Consider the following 20,108-nt stretch of genomic DNA (forward strand, 5'->3'; position numbering starts at 1 on the left):
AACCCTACACTGAGTTTGTTCATCAAATGACTGGAGGGAAGAAAATGATACATAGAAACCTGAAATTGAAAGTACTTCCGATTGCCTTAGCTTCAGCAGTGGCGCTGACAGGCATCAATTCTTTTGCGCTATCCGCCGAAGCGCAGGCTCCGGGGAAAAACCAGGGCAAAGCGCCTGAGCACAGCCAGGGCAAAGGCAAGGGTGGCGATAATCAGGTGAAGAATGTGATTTTCCTGATCGGTGACGGAGTCGGAACATCGTATACATCCGCCTACCGTTATTTGCAGGACGACGCTTCGACCAAGTTGGTTGAAGACATGTCTTTCGATTCGTATCTGGTTGGACAGCAATCGACGTATCCGGAAGATCCAGCACAAAATATCACTGATTCCGCTTCATCTGCTACAGCCATGGCTGCGGGCATCAAAACTTATAACAATGCCATTGCTGTGGATAATGATGAAAGTGAAGTGAAGACAGTCCTGGAGGCAGCCAAAGAAAAAGGCAAAGCAACGGGATTGGTCGCAACTTCTGAAATTACCCATGCGACACCGGCATCGTTTGGTGCTCATGACATCGCACGAAAAAACATGAATGCCATTGCGGATGATTATTATGACGACTTAATCGACGGCGACCACAAAGTTGATGTTCTTCTAGGTGGGGGAGCGGATTTATTCGACCGGACAGACCGTGACCTTACGGAGGAGTTCGAGCAGGATGGCTACAGCTATATCACAGACCGTGAACAACTATTAAATAATGATGACGAGCAGGTGCTTGGATTGTTTGCACCGGCCGGACTTCCGAAAATGATTGACCGGGACGACAGCACACCGTCACTAGCGGAGATGACTAGTTCGGCCATCGACCGGTTATCAGAAGATGAAGACGGCTTCTTCCTGATGGTGGAAGGCAGCCAGGTCGACTGGGCAGGACATGACAACGACATCGTTGCTGCGATGAGCGAGATGGAAGATTACGACAAAGCTTTCCAGGCGGCGATCAAATTTGCTGAAGAAGACGGCAATACCTTAGTTGTCGCAACGGCTGACCATTCGACGGGCGGCTTCTCCATCGGTTCGGACGGCATCTACAACTGGTTCGGAGAGCCGATCAAAGCGGCAAAACGCACACCGGATTTCATGGCGGAACAAATCGTTGACGGTGCTGATGTGGAAGAAACGTTAAGCGAGTATATTGACCTCGACCTGACGGCTGACGAAATCAGTGCAGTGAAAAAAGCTGCAGAAGGCGGCAAATATACAGCAATCGACAACTCCATTGAAAAGATTTTCGATAAGCGCTCACATACGGGCTGGACAACCGGAGGCCATACAGGGGAAGATGTTCCAGTTTACGCCTACGGTCCAGCAAGTGATAAATTCGCAGGACAGCTCGACAATACCGACCACGCAAAAATCATCTTTGATTTGCTGAAAGCGAAAGTGGAAATCAACGATAAGTGATGCAGCAAAAACAGCAGTGAAATGAGGAACTGACATGAAAAAAACCGTTTATTTAATGATGCTCTCGGCATTATTGCTCGGGGGGTGTTCGGAACAGGCAGATTCGACGGTGGTAGCTTTGGCAGCCGACCAGCAAAACCAAGCCCCCGATTATTATGAAGACTATGTCCTAAGCCCACAGGTGACAGATGACCGCATGCTGCAGGAAACTGGACAAAACAAGCGGGATGCCAAAGGAGAAGCAACTGTAAAAGCGGTGAACATGGACAGTGAAACTGTCGAGGTCGGCCCTGTGGAACTGACCGTAGCGGAATCGAAAATTCTGCAGCTGGAGCCGGATTACAGCCTGATTGATTTTTTCCATTCCTACACGCATGATCAGAAGTTCGAAGTCGTGAAAATGTTCGTGGAAATCACCAACACTTCGGATGAGCCGATCCATTTTGCGCCAGTAGCTTTGCTGGAAACAGCCAAAGGGGAAACAAAGCTTTGGGAAGATGACATCTACCTGGAGGAGTTGAACGGTGAACTTGCCCCGGGCGAAACCAAACAGGGCAATATCGGCTTTATTGTTGAAGATGGTGACCTTGATTCCGTGACGATCACGACAAGTGATGTCTTTGACGGTCAGGACAAAAAAATTGCAGATGCGTTGGAATTCAACACGCGCTTTGAATAAGGATAAACGCTAATCAGCAGGAATTTTCAGCATCCCTATTGGCCGTTAAAGCGCAAGAAAAGATGCATTGCAGAAGCTTGGCAGGCCTATTGATATAGGTCTGCTTTTTGTTGTTCTCATTTGTTGATGTAATTTTCTGAATATATCAACAAAAGAAAAAGAAGCTGTTTTTTAAATAAAAATAACGGTGTATGATAGAAGCATAAGGAAGAGTCGAAACATCAGCCATACAGCTTGTAAAAAGGGGATGTTTGCTATGAAGCTGATTGAGCTATACATCAGGGAAGTCACGAAGAGGCTTCCTGAAAAAAAACGGGACGAAATTGCGGAGGAGCTGCGGTCGACGATTGAAAAGATGCTGCCGGATACTTACACGGAACTGGACGCCAAAAACGTTCTTTCCGAACTGGGCCACCCGGCTGTTCTGGCCAGCCGCTATGCGGAGCGCCCGATGTATTTGATTGGTCCGCGGTATTATGACCTTTACCTGCAGCTATTGAAGCTGATCCTGCCGATTGCGATTACTGTGACCACCATCATCATCATTATCGTCACAATCGTTTCTGGAGCCGGAGAAGTGCCGGTCTTCACCATCATCGGGGATTTGATCGGAGCGATCATTTCGGGAATCATCAATACGGTGGTTCAAGCGATATTCTGGCTGACCCTGGTGCTGGCCATTGTTGAACGAACCGAGCATTCCAAATCACAAAGGCCTTTGGCGTTGAATTTTGAAGAATGGACACCGGATGACCTGAAGGAATTTCCAGAGCGTCCACATATCTTAAAAGAAAAAAAGATTCCAAGAAGCCAAATATTCGGCAGCCTAATCTGGACGGCAATTTGGACAACGGTTTATTTCAATGCCGATAAGCTGCTGGGGATTTATCAGCAGGGGCAGCAGGGCGGTTTGGAATTTACGACACCGATCTTCAACCAGGACGTTTTAGTTTCTTATTGGCCATTGATCATACTTGTCGTCGTGCTGGAAATTACACTGGCTGTTTATCAATGGCGCGCAGTGCAATGGACCAATAAGCTGGCACTTTTCAACGCATTTGTTCAGACAACGTCGGTATTGGTGTTTATCCTGATTTTCACCAATTCCAATCTGGTCAACGCAGCGTTCCGGCAATGGCTTACGGAATTATTCGGTGGGACAGCGGGCCTCAATTGGCTGATAGGCAGTATTTTAGTGGTTGTAATCATTTCTTCAGCCATAGATGTGATTCAAGGCATTCGGCGAGCAAGAATTCGGACAAAATGAAATGTGCAAAGGAAAAACTTTCCTTTGCACATTTTTTTCTTGATCAGAAATCAAATAAGAATAATATTTTTATCTTTTTTTTTAAAAAAATACTATTCTTTTATAAAGTAAATCAATCAATTAGGTATATAAAATCATGAATTTTAATTTATTATAAGTACTTATAGTTATTTTACAGTAAATTTGTTTTTTTCTAAATATTATGTTTATATATTTAAAAAACATGTTATCATGATTTATGCTTATACAACAACATCAGGAGGAACCGCCACATGATTACTTTTTTTGCAGCCTTGGCCTTACTTATTTTAGGTTATGTATTTTATTCGAAATTCATTGAACGTGTATTTGGAGTCGACGACAACACACCGACGCCCGCTTATTCGAAGACAGATAAACTGGACTACATGCCGATGAGCTGGTGGAAAGGCAACTTGATTCAGCTTTTGAACATTGCAGGTCTGGGTCCAATTTACGGCGCAGTCGCAGGAGCGCTTTATGGCCCTGTCGCTTTTGTCTGGATCGTTCTCGGATCAATTTTTGCCGGCGGCGTGCACGATTATTTCTCAGGAGTCATGTCCATGCGCCATGGCGGTGCGCAATTCCCGACACTGGTAGGAAAATACCTTGGCAAAAATGCCAAAGTATTTATCAACGGCCTTTCGTTGGTATTGATGCTGTTGGTGACGGCGGCTTTTACCGCAGGGCCGGCCCAATTGATTGCACAAATCACACCCATTAATTTTATGACTGCATTAGTTATCATATTCTTCTATTTTATCCTGGCAACGATCTTGCCGATCAATAAAGTGATTGGCCGAATCTATCCAGTATTGGGCGCAATTTTATTGTTTATGGCGGTCGCAGTCGCTGTGGCACTGGTCTTCTCTGGAAAACCAATGCCGAACCTGACATTTGCAAACTTGCATCCAGGTGACCTGCCGATTTGGCCATTATTGATGGTGACCATTTCATGCGGAGCGATTTCAGGCTTCCATAGCACGCAAAGTCCGATCATTGCCCGGACGATGAAAAAAGAAACAGACGGCCGCAAGATCTTTTACGGAGCTATGATCATCGAAGGCATCATCGCCTTGGTCTGGGCAGCAGCCGGCATGACTTTCTTCAACGGTACTGAAGGCTTAGGAGCAGCACTTGCTGCTGGAGGCCCGTCAGGCGTAGTCAATGAAATTTCGATTTCCCTGCTTGGTACAATGGGCGGATTGCTCGCTATTTTCGGTGTCATCATCCTGCCGATTACTACTGGGGATACCGCGCTTCGTTCTTCACGGATGATCTTGACGGATATCCTGGCGAAGTTTGTAAACATGGAAGGGAAAGTGAAGGTCCTGTTGGTCACCATTCCATTGGCGATTCCAACCTTCTATATGGCAACAATCGACTATACCTTCCTGTGGAGATATGTCGGCTGGACCAACCAGCTGGTGGCTACCTTCATGCTGTGGACAGCTGCCGTCTACCTGATGAAAAACTTCAAGTTCCATTGGGTGGCTGGAGTGCCCGCGATTTTCATGACAGCTGTCGTATCCATGTATATTTTCTACGCGCCGGAAGGCCTGAACATGGATTACCAGGTTTCCGCCATTATTGGAGCCTGCATCACTTTGGTCGTGCTGTTATGGTATGTGGCACAGATCATCAAGTACAGAAACTTAAAGCAATTGCAGCCGGATTATCGTCCGCTATAAGAAAAAAACCATCCCGTGAGGTTCCGCCTTGCGGGATTTTAATGCTTGTAAATACTGTATTATGTGAGAATAGAATTTATTTGCCGTATAGTTAATTGAGATGATTTTATTGAAGGAGGAAAAAAATGGTGACATTGATTAAGGGACAAAAAGTGGATTTAACAAAAGCACATCCCGGCTTAAAGCATTTGAAAATCGGCTTGGGCTGGGATGTCAGTCAAACGGATTCGTCGATCGACTTGGACGTGGTGGCTTTGCTCATAGACGCGGAAGGAAAAGTTTCCGGAAAAGAGAGCCTTGTTTTTTACAATAACCTGGCTGGTGGAGGAACAGCGGTCCAACTAGCGAAAGATAATCGGACAGGTGTGGGTGCTGGAGATGATGAACAGCTCATTATCGACCTCGAGAAAGTTCCAGAAAGCATTAAAAAAATTGCGGTCGCAATCACCATTTACGATGGAGCAGCTAAAAAACAGGATTTCGGTCAGGTTTCAAATGCTTACGTGCGCATAGAAGATGGCCAAAATGAAAAAGAGCTGTGTCGCTACGATTTGGATAAGGAATTCAACAAAGATTTGACGTTGTTGGCAGGGGAAGTTTATTTACATAATGGAGAGTGGAAGTTTTCCGCAATTGGCCAGAGTGTTTCAGGAGACCTTAGGGAGCTCTGCAAACAATTCAACCTCGAGTTGCCGGCAGATGCATTCAAAAAAATGAGCCCGCCTGTAAAAATAGATGTTGCGAGCCCGAAACCCGCTGCCATCAACTTGAAAAAAGTGGAACTCAAAAAGGCTGGAGACAAAATCAACTTGAATAAGACCGATTCGCCTTTAGGTGAAATTGTCGTGAATTTGAATTGGACACAAAAAACGTCAGGCGGCTTTTTATCGTCGATTCTGAATGCCAGCAACTCAGTGGATTTGGATTTGGGCTGCCTGTTTGAGTTGGAAGATGGGTCCAAAGGAGTCGTCCAGGCCCTTGGCAACACTTTCGGGAATCTAAAGCAGCTGCCCTATATTGCGCTTGATCATGATGACCGAACGGGTACATCCAAAGGTGGAGAAAATCTTCGGATCAATGGAGACCAACTTGTGAAGTTTAAACGTATTTTGGTTTACGCTTTTATTTACGAAGGCGCAGCCAATTGGGCAGAAGTGGATGGAGTCGTCACATTAAAGCAAAAAAATGGACCTGATGTTGAAGTCCGTCTGGATGAACACCGTAAGGGCAAGCGGATGTGCGCCATCGCACTGGTTGAAAATGAAAAAAATCAAACTTTGAGCGTCAAAAAAGTGGTCGAGTATTTCTCAGGCCATCAAGAAATGGATAAAGCATTCAAATGGGGCATGAAATGGAGTGCAGGTTCCAAATAAAATAAGAAAGAAAGCGTGGAGTCAACTTTCCATGCTTTTTTTTTTTCGGTGAAAATCAAATTTTGTTAGTCAGATTCCAAACAAAAAACCTTCTATATATACATTCTTTTTTTAGGAGGAAAAGAAGCACCTGTTCGACGGTTAAAAGAGTTATCACTGACCCGTGCATTCCACACTTACATTTGGAGTTCGGTTTCAATGAAAGGAAAACTGTGGTAAACTAGCACTTCAATCAAAATTCGAATTTTCATTTTAAACCGAAAAATTAGAATTAACTATCCTTTTCCTCAGGTCCTGAACACAGATTTTTCAGGAGAAAAGTGTAAGACGTTTTCACTATGATGCATAAATATTCACTTATAATGCATGTGGAAGTTAGTTAAATCCATTTATACTGTAAAAAATAATTTATTGAATTGACTTAAAATGCAAAGCAGTGCATAATAACTCTATTAGACAGATTCGTTGGAACAGCTGAAGAGAACAAAGACATGGAGGCATGGTTCTTCCGCTTTTGAGTGAAATGGAAGAATTTTTTTTATTTATCAAAATCGGGTGGTGATTGCACATGGAGAAGAAAAGAATTGTTGTAAAAATAGGCAGTAGTTCATTGACAGATGATTGTGGCAAACTGTCGATTGAAAAGTTGCGCGAGCATATGGATGCACTGGCTCGCTTAAAAAAAGACGGGCATGAAGTGATATTGATCTCATCTGGAGCAGTCGCTTCAGGCTGTACTAGCATGGGCTATTTATCACGTCCGGATACAGTAGTCGATAAGCAGTCGGCGGCAGCAGTAGGGCAAAGCCTATTGTTGCAGGCCTATGCAGATGAATGCAAAAAACACGGCATTGTCGCTGCACAGTTGCTGTTGACGAAAGATCTTTATAAAAATGCCAATGATACTATTTCAAAATTGTTGGAACGAAACGTCATGCCGATCATCAATGAAAACGATTCGGTGTCAGTGAAAGAGCTGACGTTTGGCGATAATGATATGCTGTCGGCGTTGGTAAGCGGGCTTGTCCACGCAGATTTCCTTGTGATTTTAACAGATATCAATGGCATTTATCAGGACAATCCGAGAACCAATCCTCAAGCTCAAAAATACCTCCATCTTGATGAAATTCCAGATGAATTAATAGAAGCCACATCTTCCGAGGGCTCTGTTGTTGGAACTGGCGGCATGAAGTCAAAAGTTGAAGCAGCACGTACCGCATTGGCTTTAGGCGTTCAGGTATTTATCGGTTCAGGAACAGGCAGTGAAAAATTGGTTGATATTCTCCATGGCAAAGGCGATGGCACTTATATCGGCGTGAAAGCAAAAATGGGTGTTTGAGCAACGAAAAATCGAAAGGGGTATCAGGAATGACCGAACTTCTTCAAGAACAGCAAATCGAGAAAAGTGAACTGGTTCAAAAAGCGAAACAGGCGAAACAGGCTTCAGCAATATTGGCGAAGTCGACAACCAAGCAAAAAAACAACGCGCTGCGTCTAATTTCAGCTCAATTACTTGAGGAGCAAGCTTATATTCTGGAAGAAAACAACAAGGATGTGGAAGTGGGACGCCAAAGTGGAATGAGTGACTCATTGGTGGACCGTCTGAAGCTCGATGGCGCGCGATTAGCCGACATGGCTGATGCTTTGATTCAATTGACGAAGCTTGCGGATCCTGTCGGTGAGGTACTGGAGAAATGGGAGCGGCCGAATGGCTTAACGATGTCGAAAATCCGTGTGCCTTTAGGTGTTGTCGGCATGATTTATGAAGCGCGTCCCAATGTCACGGTGGACGCCTCCAGCTTATGCCTGAAAACCGGCAATGCGGTGGTGCTTCGCGGCAGTTCCACGGCAATCCATTCCAATAAAGCCATCGTCGCCGTTATCCACCGCGCACTTGAAAAAAGCGAGTTGCCGGTTGAGTCTGTTCAATTGCTTGAGGATACAAGCAGGGAAGCAGCTTCCCATATGTTCAAGCTGAACCAATACCTGGATGTATTGATTCCACGCGGAGGCGCCAAGCTGATTCAGACGGTCGTCCAAAATTCTACAGTTCCGGTATTGGAAACTGGCGCAGGAAATTGCCACATCTATATCGATGAGACAGCGGATGTCAAAATGGCGATAGCAATCGCCCTGAATGCCAAAACACAGCGGCCTTCAGTCTGTAATTCCTGCGAAAGCATTCTGGTCCACAAAAAATGGGCAGAAGCGCATTTGCCGGAATTGGTGACAGCATTGCAGCGCAACCAAGTGGAAATCCACGGAGATGAAGTCGCACAGAAACTCTCTCCTAATGTCATACCTGCAGAACAAGCCGATTGGGGAACCGAATACCTTGGGCTTGAAGTGTCAATGAAAACCGTTGATGATGTGAGTGAAGCGATCCATCACATCAACACTTACGGAACCAAGCATTCGGAAGCCATCATTTCGTCCAACTCCGCAAATGTCGATCAATTCTTTATGGAAATTGATGCAGCAGCGGTTTATCATAATGCCTCGACCCGTTTTACAGACGGTTTCGAATTTGGTTTCGGTGCTGAAATCGGCATCAGCACACAAAAGCTCCATGCGCGCGGACCTATGGGCTTGCCTGCTTTGACATCGACTAAATACATCATACGCGGCAATGGCCAAGTCAAATAAGTAATTCACTATAGACAGAAAAGACCGGAAGCAATGGGCTTCCGGTCTTTTTTTATGCTGTTCGGTTGTGTTTCCACATCATGTAACGGTAACGGATGGTGCAGCCGATGCAATAGCCCATGAGTGCGGCTCCTGCTGCGATAATGACCATGATGCTGAAGGCGAAGCCTGCCAGTTGCATGCCGACAGAGAAGAAAACAAGCGACAGCCCCAAGCAGATTGTCGCGATCCATTGATTGAAAAGCTGCTGGTCTTTGTCTTCCTGCTGGTAGCTCGCCATCGGCTTGGCCAAAAAGCGGCGGCTGGATTGAATCACCGGGTTTTTCTTTGTTGCCAATGTATAAACTCCAACAGCAAACGGCACCAGCAGAATGGCTGGATGGAGCAAAAGTGCCGCTGCTGCGGTAACGACAATAAAAGCCTGATTGATCTGGACAAGGGGTTTTGGAATAGTCATGGACTCGCCTCCTAAGATTACCACTTATTATACCGAGTAACTTACTTGGAATAAAGGGGATTGCTCTAAAAAGAGTAAGTTTATTTAAGTCCAGCCCATAATCTGTCCATATCGATATTCCGTGTGCCAGCTCTCATAGGAAGTTCACTTGGTTTTCTACATCAACTGGGAGATGAACAAGGTAGCCATGCCAAAATAAATCAGCAGGGACAAGATATCATTGATTGTCGTAATTAAAGGGCCCGAAGCCACAGCTGGATCTATATTGAATCGATATAAGACCAGTGGAATGATGGTTCCGGCTAAAGTTCCGATGATCAAGGTCATCAACAAGGAACCGCCGACAACAATTCCTAACACGAAATTACCTTGCCACACATAGGCAATCAGCAATATAAGAACAGAACAGATGACGCCAATAATGATGCCGACCCATAATTCCCTGATGATCAACTTGATGGTCTGTTTGGAATCCAGCTTTTGTGAAGCCAACCCACGGACTACTACAGACAGTGACTGTGTTCCGGTATTCCCTGTCATGCCGGCAATCATCGGCATAAAGAAGGTTAAAGCGACAACCGTCTGAAGGGTTTCTTCAAAGCGGCTGATGATGCCGCCTGAAAACAAACCGATGAACAGCAGAAGAATCAGCCAGGGCAGGCGGCGATAGGCCGCGATCACAGCGGGGGTGTTAAAGTCGATTGATTTTCCGGAAGCCGATAATTTTTCAATATCTTCATTTGCTTCCTGCATGACGACGTCGATCACATCATCGACAGTGATTACGCCAACAAGTTTATCGTCTTTATCGACAATCGGAAGCGTGACAAAATCATAACGGCTGATCAATTGAGCAGCATCTTCCTGGTCGGTCAGTACATCGGCTTTGACGACGCGATTGTACATGACCTCTTCAATTTTATCGTCAAGATTTCCAAGGATCAGATCTTTATAGGAAACGACGCCGACCAGCTTTTTATCCTCGTCTACGACATACAGATAGTTGAGGTATTCCGCTAAATCGGCAAAAAGCTTTATCTTATCAACCGCTTCACGGATCGTGTAATGGCGCGGGATCCACACATACCGGTTATTCATCAGTCGACCCGCGGTTTCGGGAGGATAGGTCATCGTACTTTTAACAAATCGGGAGTCGTCCTGATTAATCTGCGACAGCAGCTCTTCAATGCGTTCCGGCTCCAGATCGGCCAATAGTAAGGCCAAATCGTCATTGTCCATGCGGTCAAGGACCTTTGAAGATTTTTCCAGCCCCAATTTATGAAGAATATCAATTTGTTCATTTTTAGAAAGTTCCTGCATCAATTCCGTCAACTGGCGGATGCTTAGATAAAGAAGGAACTTATTTTGGTGCTTGTCCGGCAGGTGCCGATACTGGATGGCCATATCATATGGCTGAAGTTCTTCCAGGATTTCCTGAAATTCATTTATTTTCCCTTCTTTTAAAGCTTTTATCAAAACCAATGTTAGTTCGTCTTCAAGCAATGCTATAGACATGCAGTTCACTCCTTCTGTGCAGGAAATACAGGAATCCTATTGTTGATTATTGCCTTAAATCTTCATTTTGAAAAGGGTTAAAAAAAAGATGGTCGAATTGAATTATTTGACATATAATAATGAAAATCTGAAAAAGGCAAACTTCACCGAAAGGGAAGGGCGCAAAGCCATGAGCCTAACCGTTGGAAAACGCAAGGTTGTCAGGTTGCCTGGCCTCGTTCTGTGAGTCACGGCTATCAGAACGGAAGGATAATGGGGAAATGAAAAAAATAATGATGGCAGGTGTGTGGTTGTTGTTTATGCTGACGCAAAATGGACTGGATGCTCAAGCTGCTGAATTGGATGTCAAAGCCACTTGGCTATGGAATCCGTGGATGATCTACAATGATGAAGAAGGCACACTCGCTTTTTTGGAAAGCAAAGAAGTAAACAAAGTATACGTACAGATTGATGCAGATATTCCGGCCAGTATTTATCAGAGTTTTATTGAAAGAGCGGGAGCTGCAGGAATAGCCATCTATGCGTTGGATGGAGCACCTGACTGGGTGGCGCCGAAAGGCTTTACCAAGCAGGATCGGTTGATGTCTTGGCTGTCTGTTTATCAGAAAGGAGCGGCGCCGGCTCAAAGATTTGGCGGAGTCCATCTGGATGTAGAACCTTATTTATACAGTGGCTGGAATACCAACCGAGCGGCGACAGTAAAAGCTTATCAAGCTCTCTTAGTAAAAGCCAAATCCAGCACAGCTCTATTAAATCTGCCGCTCGAAGCCGATCTGCCTTTCTGGTTCGATGAAATCTCTTATAAAAACACTTTTGGCAAAGGCATACTCGCCGAGTGGGTGATCGCCAATACGCACGGCGTCACACTTATGGCATACAGGGATTCAGCGGCCATGATTACGGAGCTTGTAAAAAATGAAGTGGCCTATGGAGAAAAATACGGAAAAACAGTAATAGTGGGTGTTGAAACCGGACAAACCAGTGAAGGTGATTCTATTTCTTTCTTTGAAGAAGGAGAAGCCTTTATGAAAGTCGAGTTGGCTAAATTATCCGCACATTATGCCGAAACAAAAGGGTTTGGCGGTATTGCAATCCATCACGTGGACAGCTGGAAAATGATGGCTCCATAAAAGGATGAAAAACAGCAAGGTTGGCCGATTTGGCTGAACTTTGCTGTTTTTTCATACAGTTAAAACAAAGCCAATGTGTTACAATATCCATAAATTATCAGTAAAATAAATTTTTTAGAAGATTTAGGTACTATTAAACGCTTGGTTAAAGATGCATTTTGGGAAAAGGAGATTTACTTGATGATAGATATATTTATATGGGTTGTTTTAGGTCTATTGGGGATTCAATTGCTGATTTTAGTTATGCTGATTGGTTGGAAAATGAAAAACCTGGCCGCTGAAAATGATATTAAAGAAAAATTGGAAACTTTGAAGCCGCAATTTCGAGAATATATTGAAGGCATACAGCCTATTGAACCTGTTTTGCCTGCAGCAGGAAAAGGGCAATTTAAGGTGATGGAAAAAATGCTCGATGAATTTTCAACTGAAGATTTTCAGGCAGAACAAAAGGCAAGAATTTATCTGCTGGCAGAAAAACATCTAGCAGAACAATACCGCCGTGCCTTGAAAAAAGGACAATGGGCCGAGCGTATCAACGCCTTATACTTTATAGAAGATTTCAGGCTTTTTTCTTTAAAAGAAGATGTTTATCAGCATTTTTTGAAAATCAGTAAGAGGGATGAAGAGTTTCGTCAATGCATACGGGTTTGCGCTACGCTGCAGGAATCCCGGTTAATGGAAAAAGCCATTAGAAACAAGGATCTGTCGTTTGGAATGATTAAGGAACTATTGTACCGACTGGATGAAGAGCTGTTAAAGTCAACACTGGAACGGATACAATCGAAAGAAGATATTTCAGAGAACATGCTTTATGCTTTTATTACCTATAGCGGAGAACATCAGATAGACATGATCTTTCCTTTTGTTGAAAAGAAATTACGGGATGAGCGCAAGGAAGTTCGGCTAAAGGCCATGAACAGCCTGTGCCATTACCGGAAAATAACAGATCCATCCATCCTTTCGGCGTTCTTCGGCTCGAAATACTGGGAAGAGCGTATGTACGCGGCTAAATTGACGGGCGCCTGCCGTTTGGAACAGCATAAAGAGAAATTGGTCGATCTGCTGTCGGACAATATTTGGTGGGTTCGGTTTGCGAGTGCTGAGAATATAAAGGTTTTTGAAGGCGGCAATACATTACTTGAACAGGTAGCGGCTGATCATGCGGATGCCTATGCCAGAGATATCGCCAAGCATATGCTGACAAGGGAAGGAGGGAGCCGCATATGAGTGGGAATGGAATTACGTTAGTCATCGAAGTTATTTCCTGGGGAATAATTGCTTATATGCTCGCCGCGGGTGCGATTTACTTGGTCCTTTTCCTTGTAGCCAGCCCGAAAATCAGCAAAGAGAAAAAATTAAACCGCCAGGAACAAATTGAGGAAATGTCGATCAATACAGATACCTATCCCATTTCCATCCTGGTTCCCGCCTATAACGAAGAAGCTGGAGTCATCAGTACGGTCCGATCCCTGCTGAACCTGAATTATCCTCAGTATGAAATTATTGTGGTCAATGATGGTTCTACGGATAAAACCAGTGAAAAAGTCCTGTCTCAATTTGAGATGGAGCCGATTGAGCTGGCTATCCGAACGTACTTTAAGACAGGGGAAATCAAGCGGGCTTATCGTTCAACCCTGCAACCGAATTTATTTTTAATCGAGAAAGAAAATGGCGGTAAGGCGGATGCCCTGAATGCGGGAATCAATTTTTCAAGGTACCCATACTTTGCGGCAATTGACGGCGATTCAATTCTGGAACAGGATGCTTTGCTGAAAACAATGAAACCGATTATCGATTCGAGCGGGATGGTGACAGCTACAGGCGGAACTGTGAGGATTGCCAATGGCTGCAAAATTAACCGCGGTGTCATCGAGCAGGTGGCGTTGCCTAAAAAACCAATGGAAGTTATGCAGATTATCGAGTACTTCCGTGCATTTTTGATTGGTCGCCTCGGCTTCAGCCGTGTCAACATTCTGTTGATCATTTCAGGTGCATTCGGCGTCTTCGAAAAAAACCGCGTCATCAAGGTTGGCGGCTATAAAACCGATACGGTTGGTGAAGATATGGAACTGATCGTCCGCTTGCATCGTTCCATCAAAGATGAAAAATCAAAACAGCGGATCGAATACATTCAAGATCCTGTTTGCTGGACAGAAGCCCCGAGCACCCTGGCATCCTTGCGGGCACAGCGCATCCGTTGGCAAAGAGGCCTTGCAGAAACGCTATGGACGCATCGCGGGATGATGTTCAACCCGAAGTACAGAGGAATCGGATTATTTTCAATGCCTTATTATGTCTTTATTGAGCTGTTGAGCGCTATCTTTGAAGTGATGGGCTATTTCATCATTATTGGCGGCTTTGCCTTTTCTTTCATTGAGACAGATATTGCCCTTATTATGCTTCTGGTGATGGTGCTGTATGGTTCACTTTTGTCCGCGCTCGCAGTACTGCTGGAGGAATGGACCTATCACAAGTATCCAACCGTCAAGAGTATTCTTGTCCTCTATGCTTATGCGTTGACCGAGACATTCTGGTACCGGATCTTGATGAATTTCTGGCGGGTCCAGGGTTTATTTTATGCCTTCAAGAAAAAATCAGTATGGGGAGACATGGAGCGAAAAGGTGTTTTCTCCGATGACGAACAAAAAGAAGGAAGCCTGTAAATGGCTTCCTTCTTTTTGTTCTTTGGTTTATGTCACTTTGTCTCGCCAAAGGTCTTTTGAAGAATGTAATACGATTGCTTCAGCCGCTCCTCAGTTTGCGGCAAGCCCCAAGTATCCCATGTGTATTGGGCAGCTTGGGCAGCAGCGAAAGTTTCAACCGCTTTTCCGTCTTGCCCGCTTAAACTAGCAGTGACATCCAGCCCTTCGATCGTTTCGGAAGCTTCTATGCCGTCTTTTTGAAGGTCGCCGATAAATTCCCGTTTGGCCGGGTCTTTGGCATTCAGCAGCATCCATGGAATCCGAATTTCCATGATTCCGGTTTCCTTGTCGTAATAATAATCATTCAGAGAATCATAGTCCTTGTGCTCCGGATTGGCGATGCCGAATCGGAGGATTCCTGTTTCATATGCATCAAACGGATACACTTCGCCGGTATCGGGGCGAACAAATTCTTTGTTCAAGGCCAGACGGATCGGTTGGAAAGTCGATTCGATGTTTTCTTCTGCTGGAATCATCTCCAATCGTTCGTGATAATCATAGTAGAAGCTGTCGTAGTCACCGGCCACCAACAAGCGCGCCTGCTCCAATCCTGTGATTTTTAACTGGAAATCTGCCAGAAATTCTATGTTCTCCAAAGCATCAACTGCGATGCCTTTGTCTCCACGAACGCTGAAATACAGGTTGAAATCCTGTTCGTCCCACCAGGTTTTATTGGCCGGATCGAATTGGGCTTTAATGTAGACATATCGTTCATCCGAATCTAAAGCAAGCGATCTGAGCGCTCCGTCCTGTTTTTCGTAAAGTGTCTGACCGTCTGTCCAATCGTCCTGTCCATCGACTTTCACTTTATGGCGGTCAAAGCTCAACAGGCCGAACTGCTGCTCGTTGGTTTGTGCATTTGACCAGAAGGGCCGTTCGTCCGGATTGTCATAATCCATTGTATTCCAGGTGCGCTTAAACCATTCGTCCTGCCAAGTGAATACCATTCCGCCCAGCATGCCTTCTTCTAGAATATCTTCATACAGATGGCTGACAATGTCACCCTGCTGTTTTTCAGAGATAAATCCCTGGTTCCAGCCGAACGGGTTTTCATGGGTCATGCCACGCGAAGCGGGCACACCAAACTCGGCGATGACAATTGGCATGTCGTGGGAATCATTTAAATCTTTCAAGTAACCCGCGTAGTTATTGAACTCTCCGCGATGGTCTACAAATTCGGTATAGCGTTCGTCCAAATTCAGAAAATCAGGGTAGTACGGATAGACATGATAGGATGCAAACATGCCGACCGTATCTGTCACGCCTTTGGTTTTGATGTGATTCGGATCGACGGTGGCCATGTCTTCCTGTTCACTCGGCTCTGCAGGCTGATCGATATTGTCCGTCGTCACCCAGTTGGTGAAGCTCAGCGGACGCATGCTTTGGTATTCGTCCAGCTCGTATTCCGCGAGGCGATCTAATTGCTGCGCCAGCCAATGTTCCATGGGATTGGCGCCTTCTGTGTATACGTGGGTGCCATCATAGTCGCCCAGTTCAGGGTAGTCAAGCTCCATCTGATGGACCGTTCCAGGGAACCATTCAATGCCGATCATCCAGCCGATGACGTAAGGAGAGATATCTGTCTTATAGCTTCCATAAGCGTGGCCAGGTTCTTGTTCCACGACTGCGTCACCGTGGATGACGTCGACAACTTTTTTGACCTCAGCCTCAAAGCGTTCAGTGATTTCAGGGGTGAAGGCATCCAAGGTCTCCACCAAAGGCTCTTCGTCAATCCAGACGCCGTGATACAGGTAAAGCGGCTCTTTGGCGCTGGCATTATAAGCGGCAAAGGCTTCATAGAACGCTGGAGGATGGAGTGTATAAACGCGGACCGCATTGGCATTCATTTCCCCGATTGCCTGGAACCAGCGGTCATACTCCTCCCGTGTAATTGCAGCTTCTCCAGGAAATGTGCCGGGTTTGGCCATTCCCATATTGACGCCCTTGATGGTGAATGGCTGCCATTCGCCATCCTGATAGACTTCAAATGCCTGCCCGTTGACACGGGAAGGGTAAGTGATGCCGTCTTTCTCAGCGGCGGTTGCTTTGATCGTTTCAACTTGTGTTTCTTTGTCTTCTGTATTTGCCAAAATCGTTTCCATCATCGGCACGTAAGTCTGCCAATAAAAACTCTTTTCGGCATCCAATGATTCCATTGAAATGAATGAACGCAGTTTTGAGAATCCTGAATAGCGGTAAAAGCTTGGGGTATCATCGATATCGACAAAATCTCCTGCAAAATAATAAAGGTCTGCCCCATGCTTGGATTGATGGAACATTGCCGGGAAGTTCTCGGGAATGCCCGCAGCTTTCAATTTCTCGCTGCCTGCACTTTCAAGATCCCATTTATAGTCTGCCAGGACCTCAGTGCCTGGAGCCGGCTGGTTAATATCAAACCAATACCCGAAAGAAGGGCTGTCCGTCAAATCAAATCGAGCTTTACCCTGTTCAGTAAAGGCAAGACGGAGTCCATCAGCCCCGATTTCGCCGGCCTCTTCAGAAAGTACCACAATTTCGCCTTCGGCATCATTGACCAAGACGAATCCGGCGCCTTCAAAATTCCATTCTCCATCGTTTTTTTCATAGTTGGAAATAATCCACTGAGGCACTTCGCTTTTGGAAGAATGAAGGTCCGCAAAATGGCGTCCACTCCAGCCGCTCCATTCCAGTCCCAGAAAACTATTCATATCCTGCGTGACTTCTGTGGCAGTAGGCGAAGCAAAGGTATTGAATTCCACTACCAAGTCTGTGCCTTGAGACTGAACTTGCTTTTTAATGGTCTGCCATTCACTCATGTGGAGTCCGCCGGAAATCATGGACGAACTGCCAGGGTTTTTTTCTGCTGACTGCCAAGGGAGATCTTCTTCATAGACACCGTAGGAATCTGCCAGGTAAATGAGATCAGTTCCGGACAGGTCTTCAGGCAAATCACGAATGGTGTAGCTTTCCGCTTTTTCATCAGGAACAAAGCCGTAATAATCGGCATCCATTTTATATTCGGTTTTGGCTTCGGTCATATAACGATGATGATTCAGCAGCCAGGTCAGGCCTTTATGTTCCCGGTAGCTTTCAGTGGGGACTGTCTTATCAATGATCGCTACCGTCATTATTTTTTCTTCCTTAAAGAACCAGATGAGAAGGGGCAATAGAAACAAAATAACAATTGCCGATACGGTTAGGGTCGTTTTCTTCATTCATACCACTCGTTTCTATTTACAAAATATAACTCAAAAGACATTATAGCTTAAAAGTCATTAAAAATAGAAAATAATTACTTTTTCCGCAAAATAAAAAAGACTCGAGTAGTCGAGTCTTTTCTAGTGCAATAATTAGTTTTGAACGCTGCTTTCTTCCTGATAAACCGGTACCCAGCCTTCGGTTGTCACGAAGATTCGGATCGCCACGACTTTTCGGTCATCAGCAAGTGTAAAGTAATGGGTGATGTTTTCAGGAACCGAAATCAAGTCGCCTGGCGTCAAGTGGACTTCGAAGTAGCGCTCGTCTTTCCCTTGGATGATGAAGACGCCGTGGCCGCTGACGATATAGCGCACTTCGTCGTCTGTATGAATATGTTTGCGTTGGAAGTTCTTCAAGAGCTCGTCCAGTTTCGGGTTGGAGTCTGACAGGGAGATAATATCCGCTGCCTGGTAGCCGCGGCGCTCGGAAATGTCATCGATTTCTGTTTTGAACGCCTTAATGATCTCTTCTTTGTCTTCATCGCTCAAGTCGAATTTTTCACGAAGAGATTCAGGTAATTTCGTGTTGTCCCAATGTTCGTAAACGACTTCCTGCTGTTCGAGAAATGCTGCAACCTCGTTTTGTGCTTCAATTGTTTCGTCTGTTCCTTGAATTTTAATGATAGCCATTAGAATCTTCCTTTCTTATTTTAAATGCAGTTGCAACGCCAATTGGTATTGAAATAAAAACTCACAGGCTTCAAGCAATTTCTTCGCTTCAAAGCCGTCTTTTCCCCAGACGGTGATGCCGTGGTTTCGGATCAGCACCGCACCTTTGTCGGCGGCGATAAAAGGCTCGAATGCTTTGGCGAGCGTTGGGATATCGGCGTGATTGGGGATGATGGGAATGGTCAGTACCGCATCTTCTTCCCACAAACCGAATGCTTTGATCAATTCCTGTCCTTGGAAATCGATTTTTCCGGCATCGCCGTATAACTCGGAAATGACATTATTGGCGACCGTATGGACGTGGAGGCTGCAGCCGGCCGCCGTCTTTCCATAGATTGCGCAATGCAATAAGGTTTCAGCAGATGGTTTCAAATGTGTTTCTGCAGCCGGCTGGCCGTTGGCATCGACAAGCAAAAAGTCTTCATCGGTCCGTTTCTTTTTGTCTTTGCCGCTGGCGGTGACCAAGAATTCGAGCGGTTGGTCCGCGACCTTGATGGCGAGATTTCCGCTGGTTCCCATAAACCAGTCGCGAGACGCCAGTTCATCTTTGACATCCGCCAGTTCCAGCCATTTTTCCCGCAATGCAGTCATGACTTCACTCCTATATAGTCATCGACAATCGCAATGACTTCGTTGAAAGTTTCAAATGGTTCGTAAGCGATGCCAGCCTCTTGGCATTTCTCCGCCAATAAATCCCTGGCGATGACGAAATCGGCTTTTTTGGCTGCTTCCCAATCACTGATGGAATCCCCGATGACGATGCTTTTCGTGCCGGTATCCAAAATTTCCCGGATGACGGATGGCTTACAGCATCCACAGCCCTGGCTGCTGCATTTTTCATCGCAGCCATGCGGGAATTCCAGTTTGATGAGGTCTCCTGAAAAGTCGGCACCGTTGCAATAGATGCCGTCAAGAGGTCCGAAAGGTTCAAGGAGCGGATAGACGAAAAAGTCGATTCCACCGCTGACAATGTATAAAGGCAGTTCCTGTTTTCTCGTATAAGCGACAAAGTCACTGAAACCTTCCCGTATTTCCGCCTGTTCCAAAACATATGAAATGATTTCGTCTTTTGCCGAAACAGGGAGCAGGGAAAACATGTTCGCTACACCCTCACGTATCGAGATGGATTGGTCGAGGATTTGGTCTTTGACTGGTTCCCAGCCCGGCGGATCAAATTTCTTCATGATGGCGATGATATTATCGTTGGCGGTAATCGTACCGTCAAAATCGCAAAAAATAATCGGTTTGTTCAATCT

At 45.3% G+C, this 20,108-nt stretch carries 16 protein-coding genes and 1 riboswitch; of the genes, 10 read left to right on the plus strand and 6 right to left on the minus strand.

Annotated elements, in window-relative coordinates; translation table 11 throughout:
* Positions 1-44 precede the first annotated feature (44 nt).
* From AC1MEO_RS13790 to AC1MEO_RS13820, 7 genes are all read left to right on the plus strand, one after another.
* The gene (locus AC1MEO_RS13790; protein ID WP_480331296.1) at positions 45-1,469 is read left to right on the plus strand and encodes an alkaline phosphatase; all 1,425 of its coding nucleotides are present in this window, start codon (positions 45-47) and stop codon (positions 1,467-1,469) included.
* 34 nt (positions 1,470-1,503) lie between these two features.
* Positions 1,504-2,148: a DUF4352 domain-containing protein gene (locus AC1MEO_RS13795; protein ID WP_480331298.1), complete on the plus strand. Its 645-nt coding sequence runs from the start codon at positions 1,504-1,506 to the stop codon at positions 2,146-2,148.
* A gap of 256 nt (positions 2,149-2,404) precedes the next feature.
* Positions 2,405-3,415, plus strand: a complete 1,011-nt coding sequence (locus tag AC1MEO_RS13800) for an HAAS signaling domain-containing protein (RefSeq protein WP_480331300.1) — start codon at positions 2,405-2,407, stop codon at positions 3,413-3,415.
* Positions 3,416-3,687: 272 nt separating this feature from the next.
* Positions 3,688-5,124 carry a carbon starvation CstA family protein gene (locus AC1MEO_RS13805; RefSeq protein WP_480331302.1) on the plus strand — a complete coding sequence of 479 codons (1,437 nt, stop codon included), beginning with the start codon at positions 3,688-3,690 and terminating at the stop codon, positions 5,122-5,124.
* A gap of 125 nt (positions 5,125-5,249) precedes the next feature.
* Entirely contained in the window at positions 5,250-6,497 is a 1,248-nt protein-coding gene (locus AC1MEO_RS13810) for a TerD family protein (protein WP_480331304.1), read from the plus strand.
* A gap of 568 nt (positions 6,498-7,065) precedes the next feature.
* A complete protein-coding gene (proB, locus tag AC1MEO_RS13815; RefSeq protein ID WP_480331306.1) occupies positions 7,066-7,836 on the plus strand; it encodes a glutamate 5-kinase in 771 nt (256 codons plus the stop codon).
* Between the two features lie 29 nt (positions 7,837-7,865).
* Positions 7,866-9,143 carry a glutamate-5-semialdehyde dehydrogenase gene (locus tag AC1MEO_RS13820; RefSeq protein ID WP_480331308.1) on the plus strand — a complete coding sequence of 426 codons (1,278 nt, stop codon included), beginning with the start codon at positions 7,866-7,868 and terminating at the stop codon, positions 9,141-9,143.
* Positions 9,144-9,195: 52 nt separating this feature from the next.
* On the opposite strand, the gene AC1MEO_RS13825 is transcribed toward AC1MEO_RS13820, so the two are convergent.
* Both AC1MEO_RS13825 and mgtE read right to left on the minus strand, forming a co-directional pair.
* Positions 9,196-9,600 carry a DUF4395 domain-containing protein gene (locus tag AC1MEO_RS13825; RefSeq protein WP_480331310.1) on the minus strand — a complete coding sequence of 135 codons (405 nt, stop codon included), beginning with the start codon at positions 9,598-9,600 and terminating at the stop codon, positions 9,196-9,198.
* 156 nt (positions 9,601-9,756) lie between these two features.
* A complete protein-coding gene (mgtE, locus tag AC1MEO_RS13830; RefSeq protein ID WP_480331312.1) occupies positions 9,757-11,115 on the minus strand; it encodes a magnesium transporter in 1,359 nt (452 codons plus the stop codon).
* A gap of 125 nt (positions 11,116-11,240) precedes the next feature.
* A riboswitch (cyclic di-GMP riboswitch) is annotated at positions 11,241-11,328 on the plus strand.
* A gap of 47 nt (positions 11,329-11,375) precedes the next feature.
* Between mgtE and AC1MEO_RS13835 the strand changes: the two genes are divergently transcribed.
* The 3 genes from AC1MEO_RS13835 (at position 11,376) to AC1MEO_RS13845 (ending at position 14,908) form a co-directional block, all read left to right on the plus strand.
* Positions 11,376-12,245 carry an amidase gene (locus tag AC1MEO_RS13835; RefSeq protein ID WP_480331314.1) on the plus strand — a complete coding sequence of 290 codons (870 nt, stop codon included), beginning with the start codon at positions 11,376-11,378 and terminating at the stop codon, positions 12,243-12,245.
* Positions 12,246-12,425: 180 nt separating this feature from the next.
* On the plus strand, positions 12,426-13,472 hold the full coding sequence (locus AC1MEO_RS13840; RefSeq protein ID WP_480331316.1) for a hypothetical protein: 1,047 nt from the start codon (positions 12,426-12,428) through the stop codon (positions 13,470-13,472).
* Positions 13,469-14,908 (plus strand): glycosyltransferase family 2 protein, encoded by a 1,440-nt coding sequence (locus AC1MEO_RS13845; RefSeq protein WP_480331318.1) that lies wholly within the window; start codon positions 13,469-13,471, stop codon positions 14,906-14,908. The genes AC1MEO_RS13840 and AC1MEO_RS13845 overlap by 4 nt, the downstream gene beginning before the upstream one ends.
* A gap of 32 nt (positions 14,909-14,940) precedes the next feature.
* Here the strand turns inward: AC1MEO_RS13845 and AC1MEO_RS13850 are convergent, their stop codons facing one another.
* From AC1MEO_RS13850 to AC1MEO_RS13865, 4 genes are all read right to left on the minus strand, one after another.
* Entirely contained in the window at positions 14,941-18,141 is a 3,201-nt protein-coding gene (locus AC1MEO_RS13850) for a hypothetical protein (protein ID WP_480331320.1), read from the minus strand.
* A gap of 135 nt (positions 18,142-18,276) precedes the next feature.
* Positions 18,277-18,813, minus strand: a complete 537-nt coding sequence (locus AC1MEO_RS13855) for a 1,2-dihydroxy-3-keto-5-methylthiopentene dioxygenase (RefSeq protein WP_480331322.1) — start codon at positions 18,811-18,813, stop codon at positions 18,277-18,279.
* Positions 18,814-18,828: 15 nt separating this feature from the next.
* Positions 18,829-19,443 (minus strand): methylthioribulose 1-phosphate dehydratase, encoded by a 615-nt coding sequence (locus AC1MEO_RS13860; RefSeq protein ID WP_480331324.1) that lies wholly within the window; start codon positions 19,441-19,443, stop codon positions 18,829-18,831.
* Positions 19,440-20,105, minus strand: a complete 666-nt coding sequence (locus AC1MEO_RS13865) for a 2-hydroxy-3-keto-5-methylthiopentenyl-1-phosphate phosphatase (protein ID WP_480331326.1) — start codon at positions 20,103-20,105, stop codon at positions 19,440-19,442. Before AC1MEO_RS13865 ends, AC1MEO_RS13860 begins: the two co-directional genes overlap by 4 nt.
* Positions 20,106-20,108 lie beyond the last annotated feature (3 nt).

The organism is Planococcus sp. BI3, assembly GCF_056680115.1.

Bases quoted from the DNA above. Each gene is read 5' to 3' on its own strand.
- AC1MEO_RS13790 (WP_480331296.1), top strand. From the start codon at position 45: ATGATACATAGAAACCTGAAATTGAAAGTACTTCCGATTGCCTTAGCT.
- AC1MEO_RS13795 (WP_480331298.1), top strand. From the start codon at position 1,504: ATGAAAAAAACCGTTTATTTAATGATGCTCTCGGCATTATTGCTCGGG.
- AC1MEO_RS13800 (WP_480331300.1), top strand. From the start codon at position 2,405: ATGAAGCTGATTGAGCTATACATCAGGGAAGTCACGAAGAGGCTTCCT.
- AC1MEO_RS13805 (WP_480331302.1), top strand. From the start codon at position 3,688: ATGATTACTTTTTTTGCAGCCTTGGCCTTACTTATTTTAGGTTATGTA.
- AC1MEO_RS13810 (WP_480331304.1), top strand. From the start codon at position 5,250: ATGGTGACATTGATTAAGGGACAAAAAGTGGATTTAACAAAAGCACAT.
- proB (WP_480331306.1), top strand. From the start codon at position 7,066: ATGGAGAAGAAAAGAATTGTTGTAAAAATAGGCAGTAGTTCATTGACA.
- AC1MEO_RS13820 (WP_480331308.1), top strand. From the start codon at position 7,866: ATGACCGAACTTCTTCAAGAACAGCAAATCGAGAAAAGTGAACTGGTT.
- AC1MEO_RS13825 (WP_480331310.1), bottom strand. From the start codon at position 9,600: ATGACTATTCCAAAACCCCTTGTCCAGATCAATCAGGCTTTTATTGTC.
- mgtE (WP_480331312.1), bottom strand. From the start codon at position 11,115: ATGTCTATAGCATTGCTTGAAGACGAACTAACATTGGTTTTGATAAAA.
- AC1MEO_RS13835 (WP_480331314.1), top strand. From the start codon at position 11,376: ATGAAAAAAATAATGATGGCAGGTGTGTGGTTGTTGTTTATGCTGACG.
- AC1MEO_RS13840 (WP_480331316.1), top strand. From the start codon at position 12,426: ATGATAGATATATTTATATGGGTTGTTTTAGGTCTATTGGGGATTCAA.
- AC1MEO_RS13845 (WP_480331318.1), top strand. From the start codon at position 13,469: ATGAGTGGGAATGGAATTACGTTAGTCATCGAAGTTATTTCCTGGGGA.
- AC1MEO_RS13850 (WP_480331320.1), bottom strand. From the start codon at position 18,141: ATGAAGAAAACGACCCTAACCGTATCGGCAATTGTTATTTTGTTTCTA.
- AC1MEO_RS13855 (WP_480331322.1), bottom strand. From the start codon at position 18,813: ATGGCTATCATTAAAATTCAAGGAACAGACGAAACAATTGAAGCACAA.
- AC1MEO_RS13860 (WP_480331324.1), bottom strand. From the start codon at position 19,443: ATGACTGCATTGCGGGAAAAATGGCTGGAACTGGCGGATGTCAAAGAT.